This window comes from Sessilibacter corallicola, assembly GCF_021290925.1.
Classification (GTDB): domain Bacteria; phylum Pseudomonadota; class Gammaproteobacteria; order Pseudomonadales; family Cellvibrionaceae; genus Sessilibacter; species Sessilibacter corallicola.
Map to the genome: position 1 here is coordinate 1 of NZ_JAJSLX010000004.1, position 16,555 is coordinate 16,555.

The window sequence follows — 16,555 nt, forward strand, 5'->3', positions numbered from 1 at the left end:
CTTTGTTCAAACAGACGCGAATGAAGTCACGGTTGCCAGCATTGAATTCGCTGATGTTAATTCGGTAGCAGGCGGTGGTGCAAATGACAGTGTCGATTTAAATAATGATGATGCAGCGATTAATGCTGCCTCAGACTTTACCAGTAGCGGCATTCGATACACGAACGTCAACAGTGCCACGAACACCGATACTCTTACTGGTACTATTGGTGATGACAGCTTTGTTCAAACAGACGCGAATGAAGTAACGGTTGCCAGCATTGAATTCGCCGATGTGAGTTCAGTGGAAGGTAATGGTGGGAATGACAGCGTCGATTTAAATAATGACGACGCAACGATTAATGCTGCGTCAGATTTCACCAGTAATGGTATTCAATACACCAACGTTAATAACGCCATCAACACCGATGTGCTGACTGGCACGGCGGGTGATGACAGCTTTGTTCAAACAGACGCGAATGAAGTCACGGTTGCAAGCATTGAATTCGCCGATGTGAGTTCAGTGGAAGGTAATGGTGGGAATGACAGCGTCGATTTAAATAATGATGACGCAGCGATTAATGCTGCGTCAGATTTCACCAGTAACGGCATTCGATACACGAACGTCAACAGTGCCACGAACACCAATGCGCTGACTGGCACGGCGGGTGATGACAGCTTTGTTCAAACAGACGCGAATGAAGTCACGGTTGCAAGTATTGAGTTCGCTGATGTTAATTCGGTAGCAGGCGGTGGTGCGAATGACAGTGTCGATTTAAATAATGATGATGCAGCGATTAATGCTACGTCGGATTTCACCAGTAGCGGCATTCGATACACGAACGTCAACAGTGCCACGAACACCGATACTCTTACTGGTACTATTGGTGATGACAGCTTTGCTCAAACAGATACGAGTGAAGTAACGGTTGCAAGTATTGAGTTCGCTGGCGTTAATTTGGTGGAGGGCAATGGTGGCGTAAACGATACCGCTGATCTCAATAGCTTGGGAGCTAATTTAAGCGCTTCCAGTTTTGATAGCAGTGGAACTGTGTATTCGAATGTTGTTCTTGTGACTGGTACAGGTTCATTATTGGGAACTGCAAACGATGATAATTTTGTCCAAACCGGAAATGACCAGATTACTGTCAATGGATTAGAATTCTCAGATGTATCTGCTGTTGATGGTAATTCTGGTTCGAATTCAGTGGATTTAAATTCTAGGAATGCCGTGCTTAATAGCTCTGGCTTTTCGGCCAATAGCATCAGTTATGAGAATATAGCGTCTGTCACTGAAACTGCTGGTTTAACCGGACAAGCAGTGGATGATCAGTTTGAGTTTTTAAGCGAACAAGAAATTCGTGTGTCGGGAATTGAGTTTTCTAATGTCACGAGCCTTGATGGTGGTAATGGCAACGATACGATTGATGCAAATAATTTATCGATATTTTTAGGCGCGTCTGATTTTTCTGTTGGAGTTGCAAATCGCACATCCGTTTCTCAAGTTGAATTGGTAACTAACACGGGGAATTTGTCTGGAAGTGGAAGTTCCGAAAACTTTGATTTATCAGGTAGTAGTCTAGTTGTTGATACATTAGCCAGCACAGAATTCCAAAATGTAGCGTCAATTGACGGAAATGGCGGCACGGGCAGTATTGATATTAATGATAATAATGCCAGTTTATTTGTCTCCGGTTTTACGACCGACTCTGGTGTCAATATTACTGATATTGATACAGTTAATAACACAGGTGTACTAACTGGCACGGCAAATAATGATCTATTCACAGAGACAGGCAACAACTCTATCTCAGCAAGCGCTATAGCGTTCAATGGTGTTAATACCGTCGTAGGTAATAATAGTTCTGCTGGAGACGAAGTTAGTTTAAGAGCAGGCGCGACTGTATCTATTATTGATTCGAACGCTTTCACCTCCAATAGTGGTATTCAGTTCGAGGGCATTACCACAGTAACTAACGCCGCAAATATTGTGGGTACCGCTGGTGATGATTCTTTTACTGTAGAAGAAACCGGCTCCCAGACTACCGTTACTTTCGAAAATAGTGTTGATTTCTTTGATGTTGAAAGTATTGACGGCGGTGATGGTCGAGACTTTGTTGGATTAATTAACGGTACTATTAATGGTGATCGATCTTTAATTTCAGGTCTTGCCGAAAACGATATTTTTACTTTTAACATCGAAGGTGCTTCAACCATTGGTGGTGTTGCCGAAGGCTCTTCTGGGCAAGATACATTTACTGTAACGTTTAATGGCACCACTATTGATGTGTTAGTGACTCAATCGGGAGCTGAAATTAATGTTATTGGTGCAGAATCGATTAATGGATTTGATGGGGACGATACCTTAGTTTTAGATTTGTCGGGAAGTTCTGTCAGTACCTTTGATCCAGAGTTGTTGGTCGCTGCTGGATTTTCAATTTTCGATTCTTTTGAAGTCTTAAATGTAGAATTTGTTTCCAACACAGGCACCTTGGCCTCAGCAGGCAACGCAACATTTACGGTTGGTGGTGATAATCTATTGTCTGTATCTGGTATACAGTTCTCAGATACAGACTCCTTGTTTGGTGCCGCGACCGATACGCTCAGTGTTATTTCCCAGGTTAATTTGGTTTCTGGTAGTTCAAATTTATTATCCAGCAATATTTCTTTTTCAGGCTTTACTAACGTCATTAATGTTGGGTCTTTGATTGCAACCGACGATAATGAAGTCTTCAATGTTACTGGTAATGAAAGTATTAATGTCTCTCTCGCTGGAACTGACGTTAACTTTTCTGGCGTCACCTCTGTAGATAACGGTCTTGCCGGTGTTGATTCTGTTATTAATAATGCCGGTGCTGACGTTGAATTGAGTCAAACTGATTCGATTAGCGTTGCCGGTATCGATTTTTCATCGGTTGGTTCAGTAGACAATACGGGCACATTACTGGGAACCTCTGGAAACGATAGCTTCGAAATTAATGGTACCAATTCAGTATCTGCTAACAATATTGATTTTGCAGGTGTAAGTTTTATTGAAGCGGGTGGCGGTGTTTCGGATTCTCTTGTTGCCGATGGTAATGTTTTATTAAATTCCTCTGGTGCTATTGATTTTGATGCATCTGGTATTGAGGTCGCTAATGTAGAACTGGTTTCTAATACAGGTGACTTAACAGGAACAGATAATTCCGACAGCTTTGTTATCGAGGGAACAGAAAGCGTTACCTTTGATAACATCACATTCTCGGATGTACAAAGTTTAGATGCTCTAGATGGCACTGATCAGATTTCTCTCTCTAATAGCGGCGCCTTGTTGTCAGAGCAATCTGGTTCTGACCAATTCGTATCGAGTCAAATTACGGTTTTTAATGTTGAAAATATCTCAAATACAGGATTGTTAACCGGCAGCTCTCAGTCTGAAGTTTTTAACGCTAGTCTAGCCCAAGAAGTTTCAGTTGAAGGTACTAACCTGATTTTCTCTGAAGTGGATTCTCTTGATGGAAGTGGCGGTAGTGATACATTAAATGTTTTTGATACTGCAGTCAGTCTGAGCGATAGCTCCCAGTCTTTCGATTTCACGGCTCAAGATATTTCTGTTTCAGGCGTCGAGAGCATTCTTCAAATCTCTGGTTTGACTGGATCTTCAGAATCAGAGACTTTTGACGTCACGGGCCAAAATCAGATTTTGATTTCAACTGCAACAGGTTCAAACTTGACCGTCGAAGGCGCTGGAAGTATTTCTGGTGGCACTTCTGATGACGATATTGTTATCAACACGTTGGCCTCAGATGTCGTCTTGTTAAATGATAATTCAGTCGCACTTGGTAACTTTTCTTTCTCTGAAATCAACACAGTTAATCTAACCAGTGCTCTGGTAGGTACTCAAAACGATGATCAATTTATTGATTTAGGCACGGGTACAATTAATGCTGGGAATATTATTTTCAACAGCGTGAATCAAATTGATGGCTCCGGTGGCAACGATAATTTCGTCATTGACGACAGTAATTTAACCATCGTCGGCGGCAACGGAGCTGATTCAATTTCCGGGGATGGAGATTGGAATATTACTGATGCTTCAGTTAGTGCAACCGGTCAAGTTGCTAATGTTCAATTCAGTGAAATTGAAAGCTTAGTTGGCGATGGTAACGATGCTACTTCATTGACTGGGCCGAACCAATCGGCGGTTTATAATCTTGAGAGTGATGGTACGGGCAGTTTCCAAGTCACCGGTGGTAACGAGATTAGCTTCAGTGGAATCAATAACATCAATGCAGGTGATGGAGCCGATCAAATTGTTCTTGCTACAGGGACTGTTTTTGGTGACATTGTTGGCGGCGCTGGTAATGATGTTATTACCCTCAACTCTTCAAGTGTAGGGTCTGTTTCTGGTGGACTTGGGGATGATCAGTTTAATCTTTCCAATTCCGAATTTGCGACGATCAGCGGGGGTGATGGATCAGATTCAATTTCTGTTGCTAGTGGCGATAACATTATTAGTATCGATAGCGACTTTGCAGGATCATTAAATGGCGACGTTTTTGATGGAATCGAGAGTATCGCTACTGCTGACGGACAAGATCAAGTTACTGTACTTGCGCAAATTACCAATGTATCAACCGGAGCAGGTGATGACGTTATTACTGTTAACGGTGGCGCTATTTCTGGATTATTAGATGCAGGTGCTGGATCTGATAACCTTCAAGGTAGCGGTATTTTGGAAATCGTAACATTGTCTAACTTAGGTTCAATCGACGGTTCCCTTAATGACTCTGCGATTAGTAATTTTGAATCGTTTACCAGCATCGGTGATTCGATCCTATCCGGTTCTGATCAAGATTCCGAGTATGAATGGGATTCTGAGAACAATGGCGCTGTTTCGTTAACCGGTGGCAGTGAAGCTTTTGTCTTTACTGGTGTAAACACATTGCGAGCTGGATCGGGAGTTGATTCTGTTACGATTGGTGGCGAAGCTCGCGAATATACCATTACTAACGGTGACTCAACCGTCGGTGACAGCGTATTTTCTGGTTTTGAGAATATTACGGATACTACAGGAGGACCAATCGAAATTACTTCGTCTCTTGCGGCCGTTTTAGAATCAAACAGCCAGTTGACACTGGGTACTATTAATTTTGATTATTCCGGCTCTTTGTTAACCCTTATCGGTGCCCAAAGTGTAACAGCCACTGATATCGTCGCCGAAAATGACTTTGTATTAAATGATATTGTCGGTGATATTAATTTGTCGGGCGACTTTATGAGTGTTACTGCCTCGGTAACCGGTGCTAACTCTTCGATTACGATTAGCGAGACCGAAAACGGTATTATTTTACCTAGTTTGGTGACCGCTGGGGGCAACGTTTCAGTTACCGCGGTTAACGATATTTCCTTTGATTTAATTGATACGGGTACAAATAATGGATCAATGGTAGAAGTTACAAGTACCGTTGGAAGCATTCTCCCCGTATTTGTTGGCGGAGAGTCCGGTGACTTAAACTTGATTGCCGATACAGCTAATTTTAATGCCATTTTCGGCGCTATTGGTGCTCAGATTAATGCCTTTAATATTGATGTAACAACCGAGTTTTTGTCTGCTTCATCTACATTTGTTCCCGTTATTGAAATTAATGGGCGTAATTTAGCGACTCAAACAGGTGTTAGAACAGAATCCTTTGCCCAAACAGCGGGTAATTCGGGTGTTCGAAGTGCCACGCAAAATAATCTAGAAAACGCTGGTAATGTTGACCCTGCTATTTTTGCTGAGTTGCAGCCATTTGGTGTTGGAGAGGATCCAGTTCAGTTACCAGAAGATCAGCGAGAGGAAGAGTTTGAAGAAGAATATGTTGAACTCGAAGAGAAAGATCAATTGACTTTAAATTAAAATCAACTGTAATTCTTGCGATAAAAAAACCAGCTTAATTGCTGGTTTTTTTATGCCTGTAAAAATTTGATAAAAAGTAAATAGGAAGTAAATGCTAACTGAGTGCTTTGTTTATTAATATTTTTTGCGTTTTGTTAAAAATTTTTAACGATTCGTGACTTTATATTCTTTGTCCTTTAAGTCCTATTTTGTGTTACTGGAATTTATGATTTTTATCAAAAGATAGGTCATTTTATTTTTCCAGATTGATTAAAACACTGCGTCAATACGTCACAATTCAATTGTTTTAAATTAATTACGAATTTTCCAGGTCTTGTGGGGAAGGTTCAGTTATTGATTGTTTGACCGGATATAGGAGGCTTTTTAAATACAATAATGGAAATTATGAGTTAAAAATACCGAAACGTACCAAAACAATTAAATGAATTATATTTATGAAATTTAATAAGATTAAAAATCATTTAGAAAAAAGATTGGTCCTTTTGGAAGCCCATTTGAATAAGATTGACCGAGAGCTGTCAAATAAAGTGGTAGGTGATGGAGTTGAGGTTTCAGCTAATGTTAAAGTAATCAACGAAAATGTTGTTGATAAAATTCACAACGAAGTGCGATTAATTAACCTTGCGCTGGATCAAATGGTAGAAGGATCTTATGGAATCTGCCGATACTGTGGCAAATTAATAGCTGTTGAGCAGTTGGAGCGGTTTCCTTATTCGCAACAATGCGCTAGCTGCCGCAATCACTAAAAGGTTAACAGCCAAACTTCTTATTTGAGGTTTGGCTGTTAAGAGTTTTAATGCAATTACAGTTTCTGAACGTCAAGCTCTAACTTATCAAACACCGCCGCATTATTTGAGTTACTAACGACTGCAATACTTGCTTTATCCTGTGTTAGATATTGTTTTGCGACTCGTTTCAGATCTTCAATCGAAACCGCAAGAATTCTTTTACGAAACTCTTCGCGTTGGCTTTGGTTTTTGCCAAACAATTCTGCATGGAACGTTTGCTTTGCTTCGCCCGCGGGTGAGCTGGGTTTATCCAACGATGCAACTACGCCCAAAATAGCTTCTTCTAACGACTGAGCACTGTGATCATGTGTCAGTAACCAGTCGATAGAGGCATCAAAATCCGTGAGAGTTTCTTCTAAGCGAGGGTCGCGATAGGAGAAAAAGCGAAAACTGCCTATGCTGCTGTCGTGACTCGCACCACCACCGTAGGCACCGCCTTGCTCACGAATAGAGCGATGTAAAAAGCCATTTCTTAAGAATCCGGCTAATACCGTTAGCACGGGAGCGTCGGCGTGAGTCATCGGAACAGTCGGATACGCTTTAGCGCAAAAGTTAACTTGGGTATTGGTGATCCAAGCTTGATTAACGGTTGTATTGACCGGTTCACAGGAGAAACGACTTGGATTTTCTCCCGAAGGCTTGCGCCAGTATTTTTCTATTTCAGCAATGCTGTTATCTAGGTGATGTTCTTCGGTTGCTAGGAAAAATTGTCGCGTTTGTTTTTTGACAACATTGTGTATTTTCGCGAGGTTCTCTGCAAAATCAGCAAGTTCGGTTTCACTCGATTTTATGCTGTCATCCAATGCTTTTAGCGCTTGAATACCTGCAAGTCCTGAAAGTGTGTGAGAAATTTTCGCTCCAGCACTCATACCGGCACACGCCGCAGCCATTGCTAAGCTATGCCCTGAGCCAGTGACACTCATTTCTCTTCGGGCTCTGATTTGTGCAACCAATTCTTTGATTCGAGCGTGTTCATCAAATCTGACGCCGTCGAGGGTTTGTTGCATTAAATCGGTCAGTTCTGATTGATTTCTTGCCAGAGCTTTACCCGATAAAGTAATCACACCTGACACGTTTTGAACATCGTCAATTTTACCGCGAATAGTCGAAAAAGCGTTGAAGCTACCCGCGACATTTGCTTGCCATTGCTGCACAGCTAAGTAGTCTTTTTCACCAACACCAAGTTCGGTTAAGCAGACGGAATATAACGGTAAAAGTTGTAAAAGTTCAGGCGATAATTCTGGTAAATCAATAACCATTTGTTGATAGACCAGACCGTTAGTTCCTGCGTTGTACACGCTCAGTGAACTATCACCGACTTGGCGAGTATTTCCTTCGCAGTAGTGGGTAGATGCCGGAACATCGCTGACGGTTACTTTAGGTAAAATGCTTTCGTCATCAACCTGGTTTTGACGCTCAACCAGTTTTGCCGCTTGATCGACAATTTTGCTTTTCTGTTCATCGCTCAGAGAGTCTTTTAGCAGCGACAAACGCAGTTTCTCGGCGGCTTGTTTGCGATCACTGATCTGTGTGTCAGGGCGCATGGCCAAAGTAACGCGGTGCGGATTGTTCAGTAGCAGCTTCTTGATGAGGTTTTGAACGAAATCAGGAGCTTTTGCAGCATCACGTAATCTCTCAAGTGCCGGTTCTAAATCGAGGAGTTCGATTGGATTACCGCGGTGAGTGGCGGAATTTAGTGCACTGAGAATGAGCTGCAGTCCATACGGGTAACCATCTCCGCCAATTTCTCGCTGATGCAATTCCAATTGGTGCAGACAAGCGTCCAGTTGTTCTTGAGGAACACCTTCTTCAGCGATTTTTTCAACGAGTGACAAAATCTGTGCTTCAAACTCATTGATCTTGTCGGTGTTGCTGCCCTCAATACCGCACAAAAACGACAGCTCTTTTTGAGAGTCATCGAGGCCACACATCGGTGAAGGCGATGTGCCGAGGTCTGAGGTTTCCAGTAAATGTTGCAGCGGAGAAGCACTGTTGTCGAGCAAAATACTGTTTAACAACTGAGCTTGAAGAACGGAGTCCAGATCGGTGCTGGTGCCTAATAGCCAACCAATAACAATGTGAGTTTTATCGTTCAGGTCATCACTGTCATCGAGCGGATAACATTCCTCGACTCTTAACGGCGCGTGATAGCGTTTCTCTTCGCCCACGCTCACAGTGTAGTTTAAGCGGTCAAACTGAGAGAGTGCTTGATTTTCAAACTTCTCTTGATGCTCCGCCGCACTGATATCCCCATAAGTCATGAAGATAGCGTTACTGGGGTGATAATGGTTTTTGTAGAAGCTTTTTAACTGATCATAAGACAGATCGGGAATCGCTTCTGGATCACCGCCACTGTTGTAGTGGTATGTGGTGGTTGGGAACAAGTATTTACACATCGTGTGCCAAAGCTGAGACGGCACAGAACTCATTGCACCCTTCATTTCATTGAAAACCACACCTTTAAACACCAATGGTGAGGTTGGATCATCCGGCTTTTCAAACTCAACTCGATGGCCTTCTTGAGCAAAGTCTAATTCGTCCAAACGAGAGAAAAATACTGCGTCTAAATACACATCCAGCAGATTATTGAAATCCTTACGGTTCTGGCTGGCAAAAGGGTAGGCGGTCCAATCAGAGCTTGTGAACGCATTCATGAAGGTATTCAATGAACGGCGGATCATCATGAAAAACGGATCTCTCACCGGGTATTTTTTACTGCCGCACAGAGCGGTATGTTCCAGGATATGAGCCACACCACTCGAATCCATTGGCACCGTTCGCAATGCTACCAAGAACACATTTTCGTTATTGTCTGCCTGAATGTGAATGTGTTGAGCCCCGGTTTTTTTATGAGCGTATTCCTCAACCGTGATATTGAGTGATTCAATCACTTTGCTTTGGATTGGTTCAAATGCTGGATGGGCGGCAAGTTGCATAAATTTCCTCGGATCGTTTATAAAATCGCGATGACGAATGAGTCGTTATTGTGTGCTTATCACTAAAATATAGTCAGCGGTTTGAAGCAATGAAAATCCGCTGGTCTCGCGAAAGACTAGATAGTTTTATTCGCTATCTAGTCAGTAATGTTCAATTCTATTTCTGAGCGATAAACACTCAATTTATCGGTGTTATCGGCCTCTTAGCTCTCACTGGCTAAATCCCCCTGTTTAATATAGGCACATGCTATAAACAGGTAACGCCTTATTATGCCTAAGTTAGCTAGGTTTCTTGAGAATTAAAAGCAGTTTATCGGGGCGCGCACTAATAGAGTACAAATGAGTACGATTGATTTCATCAATAGGATTTGAGCTAACACTCTCTTTTGATCATTGGGAAAACGCGAGATGCCCAGAACCGTCAATGATATAGGCACGCAAGACGGTGTTGGGACTAAAATGCAGAGCTAGCGGTATTGAAGTCAAAGTATTGAGCCAAAAATTCTGGGCTGAAAAAGTGGAACAACTGATTTATTTTTATAAGTCTGGCTCGTGTACTGGTTATCGTAAAAAAATCTTTGTTGGCTTATCTAGAGTTAACACCAGTTTTTTGCGCCTTGGCCATTTCTTTATTTCATACTCTCGCTTGCTGGCGCTGGACCTGGTATGACCCGATTCGCTCCAGACGATAAATCTTGGTGGGTCGCTGCGAAAATACTTGGCACCTTTGCCTCGGTAATGAGCTTGGAATCTTTTTTCAAGATTGTTTGTTATCCCGGTGTATAATTTGCCGGATTGGGTTTCAATGATGTAAACACACCAAGTCTCCTCGGTATTTATTGCCATTTTGTCGATATCTATTGTGTCTTATTCAGTCAGTGTGAGTAGGTCTGTGTTTGAGAGATCATCATATCATCGTTATCTTCCCGATCTTGTTCTCAGTTTGTCTGAGCCGCGTGAGCAGTAAATTTTGAAATTGAATTTTATATGACCAGTGATAGAAATTTTGATGATTTGGCACACCGTTTTGAGAAAAACGTGTATCAGTCCCTAAAGGGGCGTATTCGATTGGGTGTGCTAGAGCGGGATTTAAGAGAATTTGAATCGGATTTGTTTGTTGGCGAGCGTAAAAACGCTTTAAATATTCTCGATGCCGGGGCGGGGAAAGCCCCTATGTCGCTATCTTTTGCCGCCGCCAGTCATAACGTAACCTTAGTTGATTTATCGGTTGAAATGCTTAAGCACGCAGTAGCCGAGGTGGAATCTAAAGATTTTAGTAATCGAGTATCGGTTTATCACGGTTCGGTGCAGCAGTTTTGTGAAGAAAGTAAAACCCGAGATGACAATCAATACGATCTGATTTTATGCCATGCAGTAGTTGAATGGCTGAGTGATCCCTTGTCGGTAATCACAGCATTGGTTGAGCGTTTGTCTATTGGTGGAAAATTGTCGTTAAGTTTTTACAACAAAGACGGTTCGGTCTTTAAAAATTTACTGCGCACGAATTTTAAAAAAATCGAAACCCAAGACTTTTCCGGTGGACGACGAAGCCTGACTCCGAGCTTTCCCCGCGAAATTGATGAAGTAAAGGCGTGGTTGAGTGATTTACCGCTAAGGCTTTTGTGTCACAGCGGTATTCGGGTTTTTCACGATTATATTTTTAATCGCGATGATCTAAATCGAGATCCCGATTCGCTTTATCAATGGGAATTGCATTACTCCAGAATTTCCCCGTTTCGGGAGTTGGGTCGTTACCAGCATTTTTTGCTTGAAAAAACTACTGGTTGAATCAGAGTTTGATTTTTTATGCACTCGAAACACAAGTTATTTCCGAAACATAAGCCATTTCTGAGATATAAGGTCATTTGCAGACAGATCACAGTAAATCGAGTAGCACGTCTTTTGCCGTGTTAATTTTTGCGGCCAAATAATCTGAACCACCACGATCCGGATGAAATTTTTGCATCAGCTTTCGGTGGGCAGCGACCACCTCTGTTTTTGAATAATCCCCCGCTAATCCTAAGATTTCCAGAGCTTCACTTTCGCTCATGTCGCTTTGGGTTCGTGATTTCGTCTGAAGCAGGTGCGGGTGATATTTTCGAATAAACGCGGTGATGAGCTGGTGCGAATCACGATCCTGCTGACAAAACTGCATTAATTCCAGCAGCTCTGATTCGGATAAATCATCAATTTTTCTGCCCGAATGTGGGCCGCTAATCACGGTTCCGCCCATGTTGCCTGAGTCATCAACAACAAAGTGCAATATCGTGGTATTGGCTGATTTTGCGTCGACATTTTGAGAACGCATTTTTCGCATAAACCACGGTTGGATAAAAGGAAAGATTCGAGGCGTGTAAGACAGCAGTGTTCGCAGTACTGGCAATATTGCTGCGAACGCTGCACCAATCCAATGAACCCGCCCGGTGAGCGCTAACACAATCAGAACCGCAGCCGTTCCGTAAATGGCTACTTGAATCCACAAGCGTTTTTTCTTCGCTGGTGGCTGCCGGTTAATGTACTTTGCCCCCCAAATTATTGCGATTAGGGCAAGAATAACCAAAATACTGCGAATCATCGTGATAGCTGCCGAAGTTAAGCGGGTGAGATACTTTTCATGGGTTTAATGCTTAGTAATAGTTTAATGTAATCCCAATGCGCGACAAATACTCGGCTTCCTGCGTTAAAGACCGCTGCGTTAGCGGGTTGTTTTCGAGCCATTGTGTTTCAAAGGTCAGCGTGATGCTCTTATCTGTCCACGCGATTGAAGGTGGAAACTCCAAGTCGTCTCGTTTGCGATTGAGTACGGTGGCCAATCGTAGGCAGATTGCCATCGAAAGAATCGCGTCTCTGTGAGCAGGGTTGAGAGCTTCAATGCGGTTTTGATTGATTTTCCGGCGGTGCATGCCTACCAGCGTTGCCAGCAAATACTGCTCATACCGATTGAAACCGGCTAAATCAGAATTTTCTAAAATATAGCGGCCGTGATGGTGGTATCCAGAGTGAGAAATCGTCAGGCCAATTTCGTGCAGCAATGCCGACCAACCCAACACGCTGGTGCAATTTATGCCGTCTACACAGGCGGGTTGAAGTTGCTGAAACAACGACAGCGCAATGTGTTTCACGCGTTCGGCTTGTGAGCGATCGACGTGGTATTTCGCGATGTGTTTAGTCACGGTTTCATCGCGAATATCGTGATGCTTGAGTCGCCCGATGGTTTCGTGAATCAATCCCTCTTTAAGGGCTGCGTCTGAGACATGCAGCTCTTCAATATCCAGCTGATCTAAAATCGCCTTTAGAATCGCGATACCGGCGGGCATAACAAAACGACGTTGCTTGGTAACGTTATCGATTTTGATTTCTTTGTTTTCGCCCAACTGTCGATACAGTTCGTTCACGCCCTCGCGGCTGATAATGCCCGCTGGCGTCATGATTGGCATGATCTCCGTTACCGATTTCATGGTTCCCGAAGCGCCGTAGGTGATGTCCCAGCCTTCACTGCGGTAAATTGAACGTATTCCTTCCAGCTCTTCACTGGCAGCGATGTAAACGTTATTGAGCGTTTTAGGGGTGATGTCTAACTCACCTTTGGCGTTGGTCAGATACTTTTCGGTAAACGTGACGCAACCAATGCTGAGGCTTTCTAGCAGACGAGGTGAATAATCTTGACCGACGATAAATTCTGTACTGGCGCCGCCGATATCAATCACTAAGCGTTTTTGATGATCTTGAGAGATATTATTGGAGACACCAACGTAAACCAGCCGTGCTTCTTCGTAGCCCGATACCAGTTGAATAGGTACTCCCAAGGCTTTTTCTGCTTGATACAAAAATTCAGGGCCGTTTGACGCTGCTCTTAAGGCTTTGGTGCCAACTGCCTTGATGTGTTCGGCGGGGATTTCTTGGATTCGTTCGTTGAAGCACTGTAAACATTCGAGTGCGCGGTTTTGTGCTTCTTCTGATAAAACACCGTTTTTTAGCCCTCGGGCTATTTGAACCATGTCTTTGACGCGATCGACCACTTCAATCAGTCCACGATTTTCTCGGACGATGAGCATGTGAAAACTGTTTGAGCCAAGATCTATGGCTACGTAATAGTGATCTGTTTCGTTATTGAGCGTTATATCCACATTTACATCCATCGATAATTTAATCCAGTATATCAATCTCAGTGCACCCAGAAGAAGATGAAATTACACTAAAATCTAAGGCTCTCTCTTTGAATGATTGGTACGTTAAGCTTGAAAAGGTGAGGAATTTTCATTGAGCGATAGCAGTGGTTAAAAACTGCACGTTGTTATCCGATTTATTGATTGGATTAATTCTAGGAATAGTTTGTGCGAATGCGAAAGAAAGGGAAGACTGAGAAGGTGGAAAGATAGAAAAGGAAAAGAAAGATTAGGTGTTAAAAGCTTTCAAAACGTCAAAAGAATTAAAAGAGTGAATCATTGGCTCCTAAACAAATGGTTAACGTGTTTTGTGAAGACCGTGTTCTGTGCAGACACGCTGACAGTAATTGACTGCTCTTTTAACTGCCTGATTAGGTCAGGGTTAGTACAGATTGTTGCTTGGGCTTTTGTGTTTTAGAGAAATCTTTGGAATGTATTACCTTTAATGAACGTCTTTAATAAAAACGCCTGGTGTTTATGTCTAATCAGTATTTAATGTCTTGTTGGGTCATTTCCGCGATGATGTATCAGTTGTATATCGATTCGTAAAATCCATAATTCATCGTCAATACGTAATGATACCATTGTAATTTAATGACGAGTGCGTATTAGGCATGATGTAAGGAACGTCATACAATCATTAAATAATTTGTTTTATGCGAGACACTATGTTGTTTGATAAGCGACAAAAGCTACAATTTCCTGAGCCGAGCCAATGCTTGCCAGGCAGAACTGAAGCCCTTGAGATAGAAAACACCCATTATGTGTTCGGAACACCGCTTAAAATGACCGACACAGAGCTAGAAAAAGCCTACTTCGCTATGGGGTGTTTCTGGGGGGCTGAACGAAAATATTGGCAAATACCCGGTGTTCGATCAACATCGGTTGGTTACAGCGGTGGTTACACGCCAAATCCTACCTACGAAGAAGTCTGTTCTGGCCTAACCGGTCATACAGAAATTGTCCAAGTTTATTACGATCCAAAAATTGTTAGCTATACTGAATTGCTCAAGGTGTTTTGGGAATCTCACGATCCAACACAGGGTATGAAGCAAGGTAACGATGTTGGTACACAGTATCGGTCTGCAATTTATTGCACTACGCCGCAGCAGTTAGCGCAGGCAGAATCTTCAAAAAGCGAATTTCAAAACAGCTTAGATAAAGCGGGTTTTAGCTCAATCACAAGCGAAATCAAAATGTTAGTTCATTTTTATTATGCCGAAACTTATCATCAGCAATATTTAGCAAAAAACCCCAGAGGTTATTGCGGCCTAAAGTCGGTTGGTGTGGAGTTTGCGAGTACCAATTAATCAGCCATGATTAGCTGTGATATTTATAATATTCGTTATTTGATCAAAAAAAATTCATAGAATTTCGATGTGCACTAGGTTAGTCTTCATCTGCCAGTGCGAATGGGTTGGTAGTTCATATTCCTTAAAGCAATCGCTTTTAGAATTTGATTTGTATTAATTAGATCTTCAAATAGTTGGTGTGCAAAAAGAGAGCATTATGTCTGAAATTATTTCTGGTAAAGTTAAGTGGTTTAACGACGAAAAAGGTTACGGTTTTATTGAACAAGAAGGCGGTAAAGACGTTTTTGTTCATTTCAGTGCAATTAATGGTGAAGGGCGCAAAACCCTAACCGAAGGCCAACAGGTAACCATGGAAGTGACTCAAGGACAAAAAGGTCCTCAAGCCGAGAATGTTACGCCACTGTAACAATTTAGCTTGCCTAAATTAAGAAGTGTTAAGTTTAAGATTGATTAGGTCAACATTTCGTTTTCAGATATAAAAGATTCATATCTGATATTTGAAAACAAAATAATTGCTTACTGAACGATTCACGCACTCAGTAATTCTTTTGATCAATTCAACAGTACTTATCGTTTAGTGGGCTTGTAATTATTAGCCCACGAATATTCTGCTGACCTTATAATTCTGATTTTTTCTTATTTATTAAGACTTAATCGGTTTTTTAGGATTAACTCCGCACCATTGGCTCCATCCTCCGCTGTATAAGGCCGGTGGTTTGTGCCCTGCAATAATAATCGACAGTATGTTCACACACGCGGTCACGCCTGATCCGCAGTAATGGACAGAGTCACTGTCTTTTTCTTGAAGAAAACTCCAGTAGTCTGCGAGAAACTCTTTAGATTTAAAAAATCCCTCAGAATCGATTACATCCAGCCAGGTTTTGTTTATTGCACCAGGAATGTGCCCAGCGTAAGGATCAATAGGTTCTACTTCACCGATAAAACGTTGATTTTCTCTCGCGTCAATTAAGAAAAAACTGTCTTGAGATTGCGCTGTTTTTACCTTCTCAACAGACGCGGTAGGAAGCTGCCAGTTGATTGGCTTTTGACTGCTTATTTGTTTTTCTGGAGGCTCAGGTATTTCGCTGTTGGTGGTAAATCCTTGTTGTTTCCAATTCGAAAATCCGCCATTTAATACGACTGTTTTGGTGTAGCCCAAGGCGTGAAGCATCCACCACGCCCTTGAGGCATAACAGTGATTCTTGTCATCGTAAACAACTACCGTTGAATCTGGAGTTATTCCATATGACGCCACCAGTGCTGAAAATTGTTCTGGCTTGGGAAGTGGGTGTCGACCGTTTTCTGAAGCAATTTGTCCTGACAGGTCATTGTTTAAGTGGAGATAGTGGGCGTTCGGAATGTGTTCCGATTGGTATTGGTTAAAGCCGACGTCGGGATTGAAGAGGTCAAATCGACAATCGAAGATAAACACGTTGTTATCTAAAATGGCGTTAAGTTCACTGGCAGAAATTAGCGTATTCGTCATAGTGTC

At 42.3% G+C, this 16,555-nt stretch carries 10 protein-coding genes; 5 read left to right on the forward strand and 5 right to left on the reverse strand.

Going from position 1 to position 16,555, the window contains the following annotated elements:
* Nucleotides 1-5,860 (forward strand): beta strand repeat-containing protein (locus LU361_RS16675; protein ID WP_233090049.1); only part of this gene is annotated, 5,860 nt, incomplete at its 5' end.
* Between the two features lie 434 nt (nucleotides 5,861-6,294).
* Entirely contained in the window at nucleotides 6,295-6,606 is a 312-nt protein-coding gene (locus LU361_RS16680; protein WP_233090051.1) for a TraR/DksA family transcriptional regulator, read from the forward strand.
* Between the two features lie 56 nt (nucleotides 6,607-6,662).
* On the opposite strand, the gene LU361_RS16685 is transcribed toward LU361_RS16680, so the two are convergent.
* On the reverse strand, nucleotides 6,663-9,584 hold the full coding sequence (locus LU361_RS16685; RefSeq protein ID WP_233090054.1) for an insulinase family protein: 2,922 nt from the start codon (nucleotides 9,582-9,584) through the stop codon (nucleotides 6,663-6,665).
* A 561-nt stretch (nucleotides 9,585-10,145) separates the two neighbouring features.
* Nucleotides 10,146-10,430, reverse strand: coding sequence for a GIY-YIG nuclease family protein (locus tag LU361_RS16690; RefSeq protein ID WP_233090055.1), 285 nt, complete (start codon nucleotides 10,428-10,430; stop codon nucleotides 10,146-10,148).
* A gap of 141 nt (nucleotides 10,431-10,571) precedes the next feature.
* Here LU361_RS16690 and LU361_RS16695 point away from each other — a divergent pair, with 141 nt between their 5' ends.
* The gene (locus LU361_RS16695; RefSeq protein ID WP_233090057.1) at nucleotides 10,572-11,372 is read left to right on the forward strand and encodes a methyltransferase domain-containing protein; all 801 of its coding nucleotides are present in this window, start codon (nucleotides 10,572-10,574) and stop codon (nucleotides 11,370-11,372) included.
* Between the two features lie 88 nt (nucleotides 11,373-11,460).
* Here LU361_RS16695 and LU361_RS16700 read toward each other — a convergent pair whose 3' ends face one another.
* The gene (locus tag LU361_RS16700; protein WP_233090059.1) at nucleotides 11,461-12,159 is read right to left on the reverse strand and encodes a J domain-containing protein; all 699 of its coding nucleotides are present in this window, start codon (nucleotides 12,157-12,159) and stop codon (nucleotides 11,461-11,463) included.
* Between the two features lie 52 nt (nucleotides 12,160-12,211).
* The gene (locus LU361_RS16705) at nucleotides 12,212-13,723 is read right to left on the reverse strand and encodes a Ppx/GppA phosphatase family protein (RefSeq protein ID WP_233090060.1); all 1,512 of its coding nucleotides are present in this window, start codon (nucleotides 13,721-13,723) and stop codon (nucleotides 12,212-12,214) included.
* Between the two features lie 695 nt (nucleotides 13,724-14,418).
* Between LU361_RS16705 and msrA the strand changes: the two genes are divergently transcribed.
* Together msrA and LU361_RS16715 are read left to right on the forward strand one after the other, a co-directional pair.
* Nucleotides 14,419-15,060, forward strand: coding sequence for a peptide-methionine (S)-S-oxide reductase MsrA (gene msrA / locus LU361_RS16710; protein ID WP_233090062.1), 642 nt, complete (start codon nucleotides 14,419-14,421; stop codon nucleotides 15,058-15,060).
* Between the two features lie 199 nt (nucleotides 15,061-15,259).
* Nucleotides 15,260-15,469 carry a cold-shock protein gene (locus LU361_RS16715; RefSeq protein ID WP_250647818.1) on the forward strand — a complete coding sequence of 70 codons (210 nt, stop codon included), beginning with the start codon at nucleotides 15,260-15,262 and terminating at the stop codon, nucleotides 15,467-15,469.
* A 237-nt stretch (nucleotides 15,470-15,706) separates the two neighbouring features.
* On the opposite strand, the gene LU361_RS16720 is transcribed toward LU361_RS16715, so the two are convergent.
* The gene (locus LU361_RS16720) at nucleotides 15,707-16,549 is read right to left on the reverse strand and encodes a sulfurtransferase (RefSeq protein ID WP_233090064.1); all 843 of its coding nucleotides are present in this window, start codon (nucleotides 16,547-16,549) and stop codon (nucleotides 15,707-15,709) included.
* Between the last annotated feature and the right edge of the window lie 6 nt (nucleotides 16,550-16,555).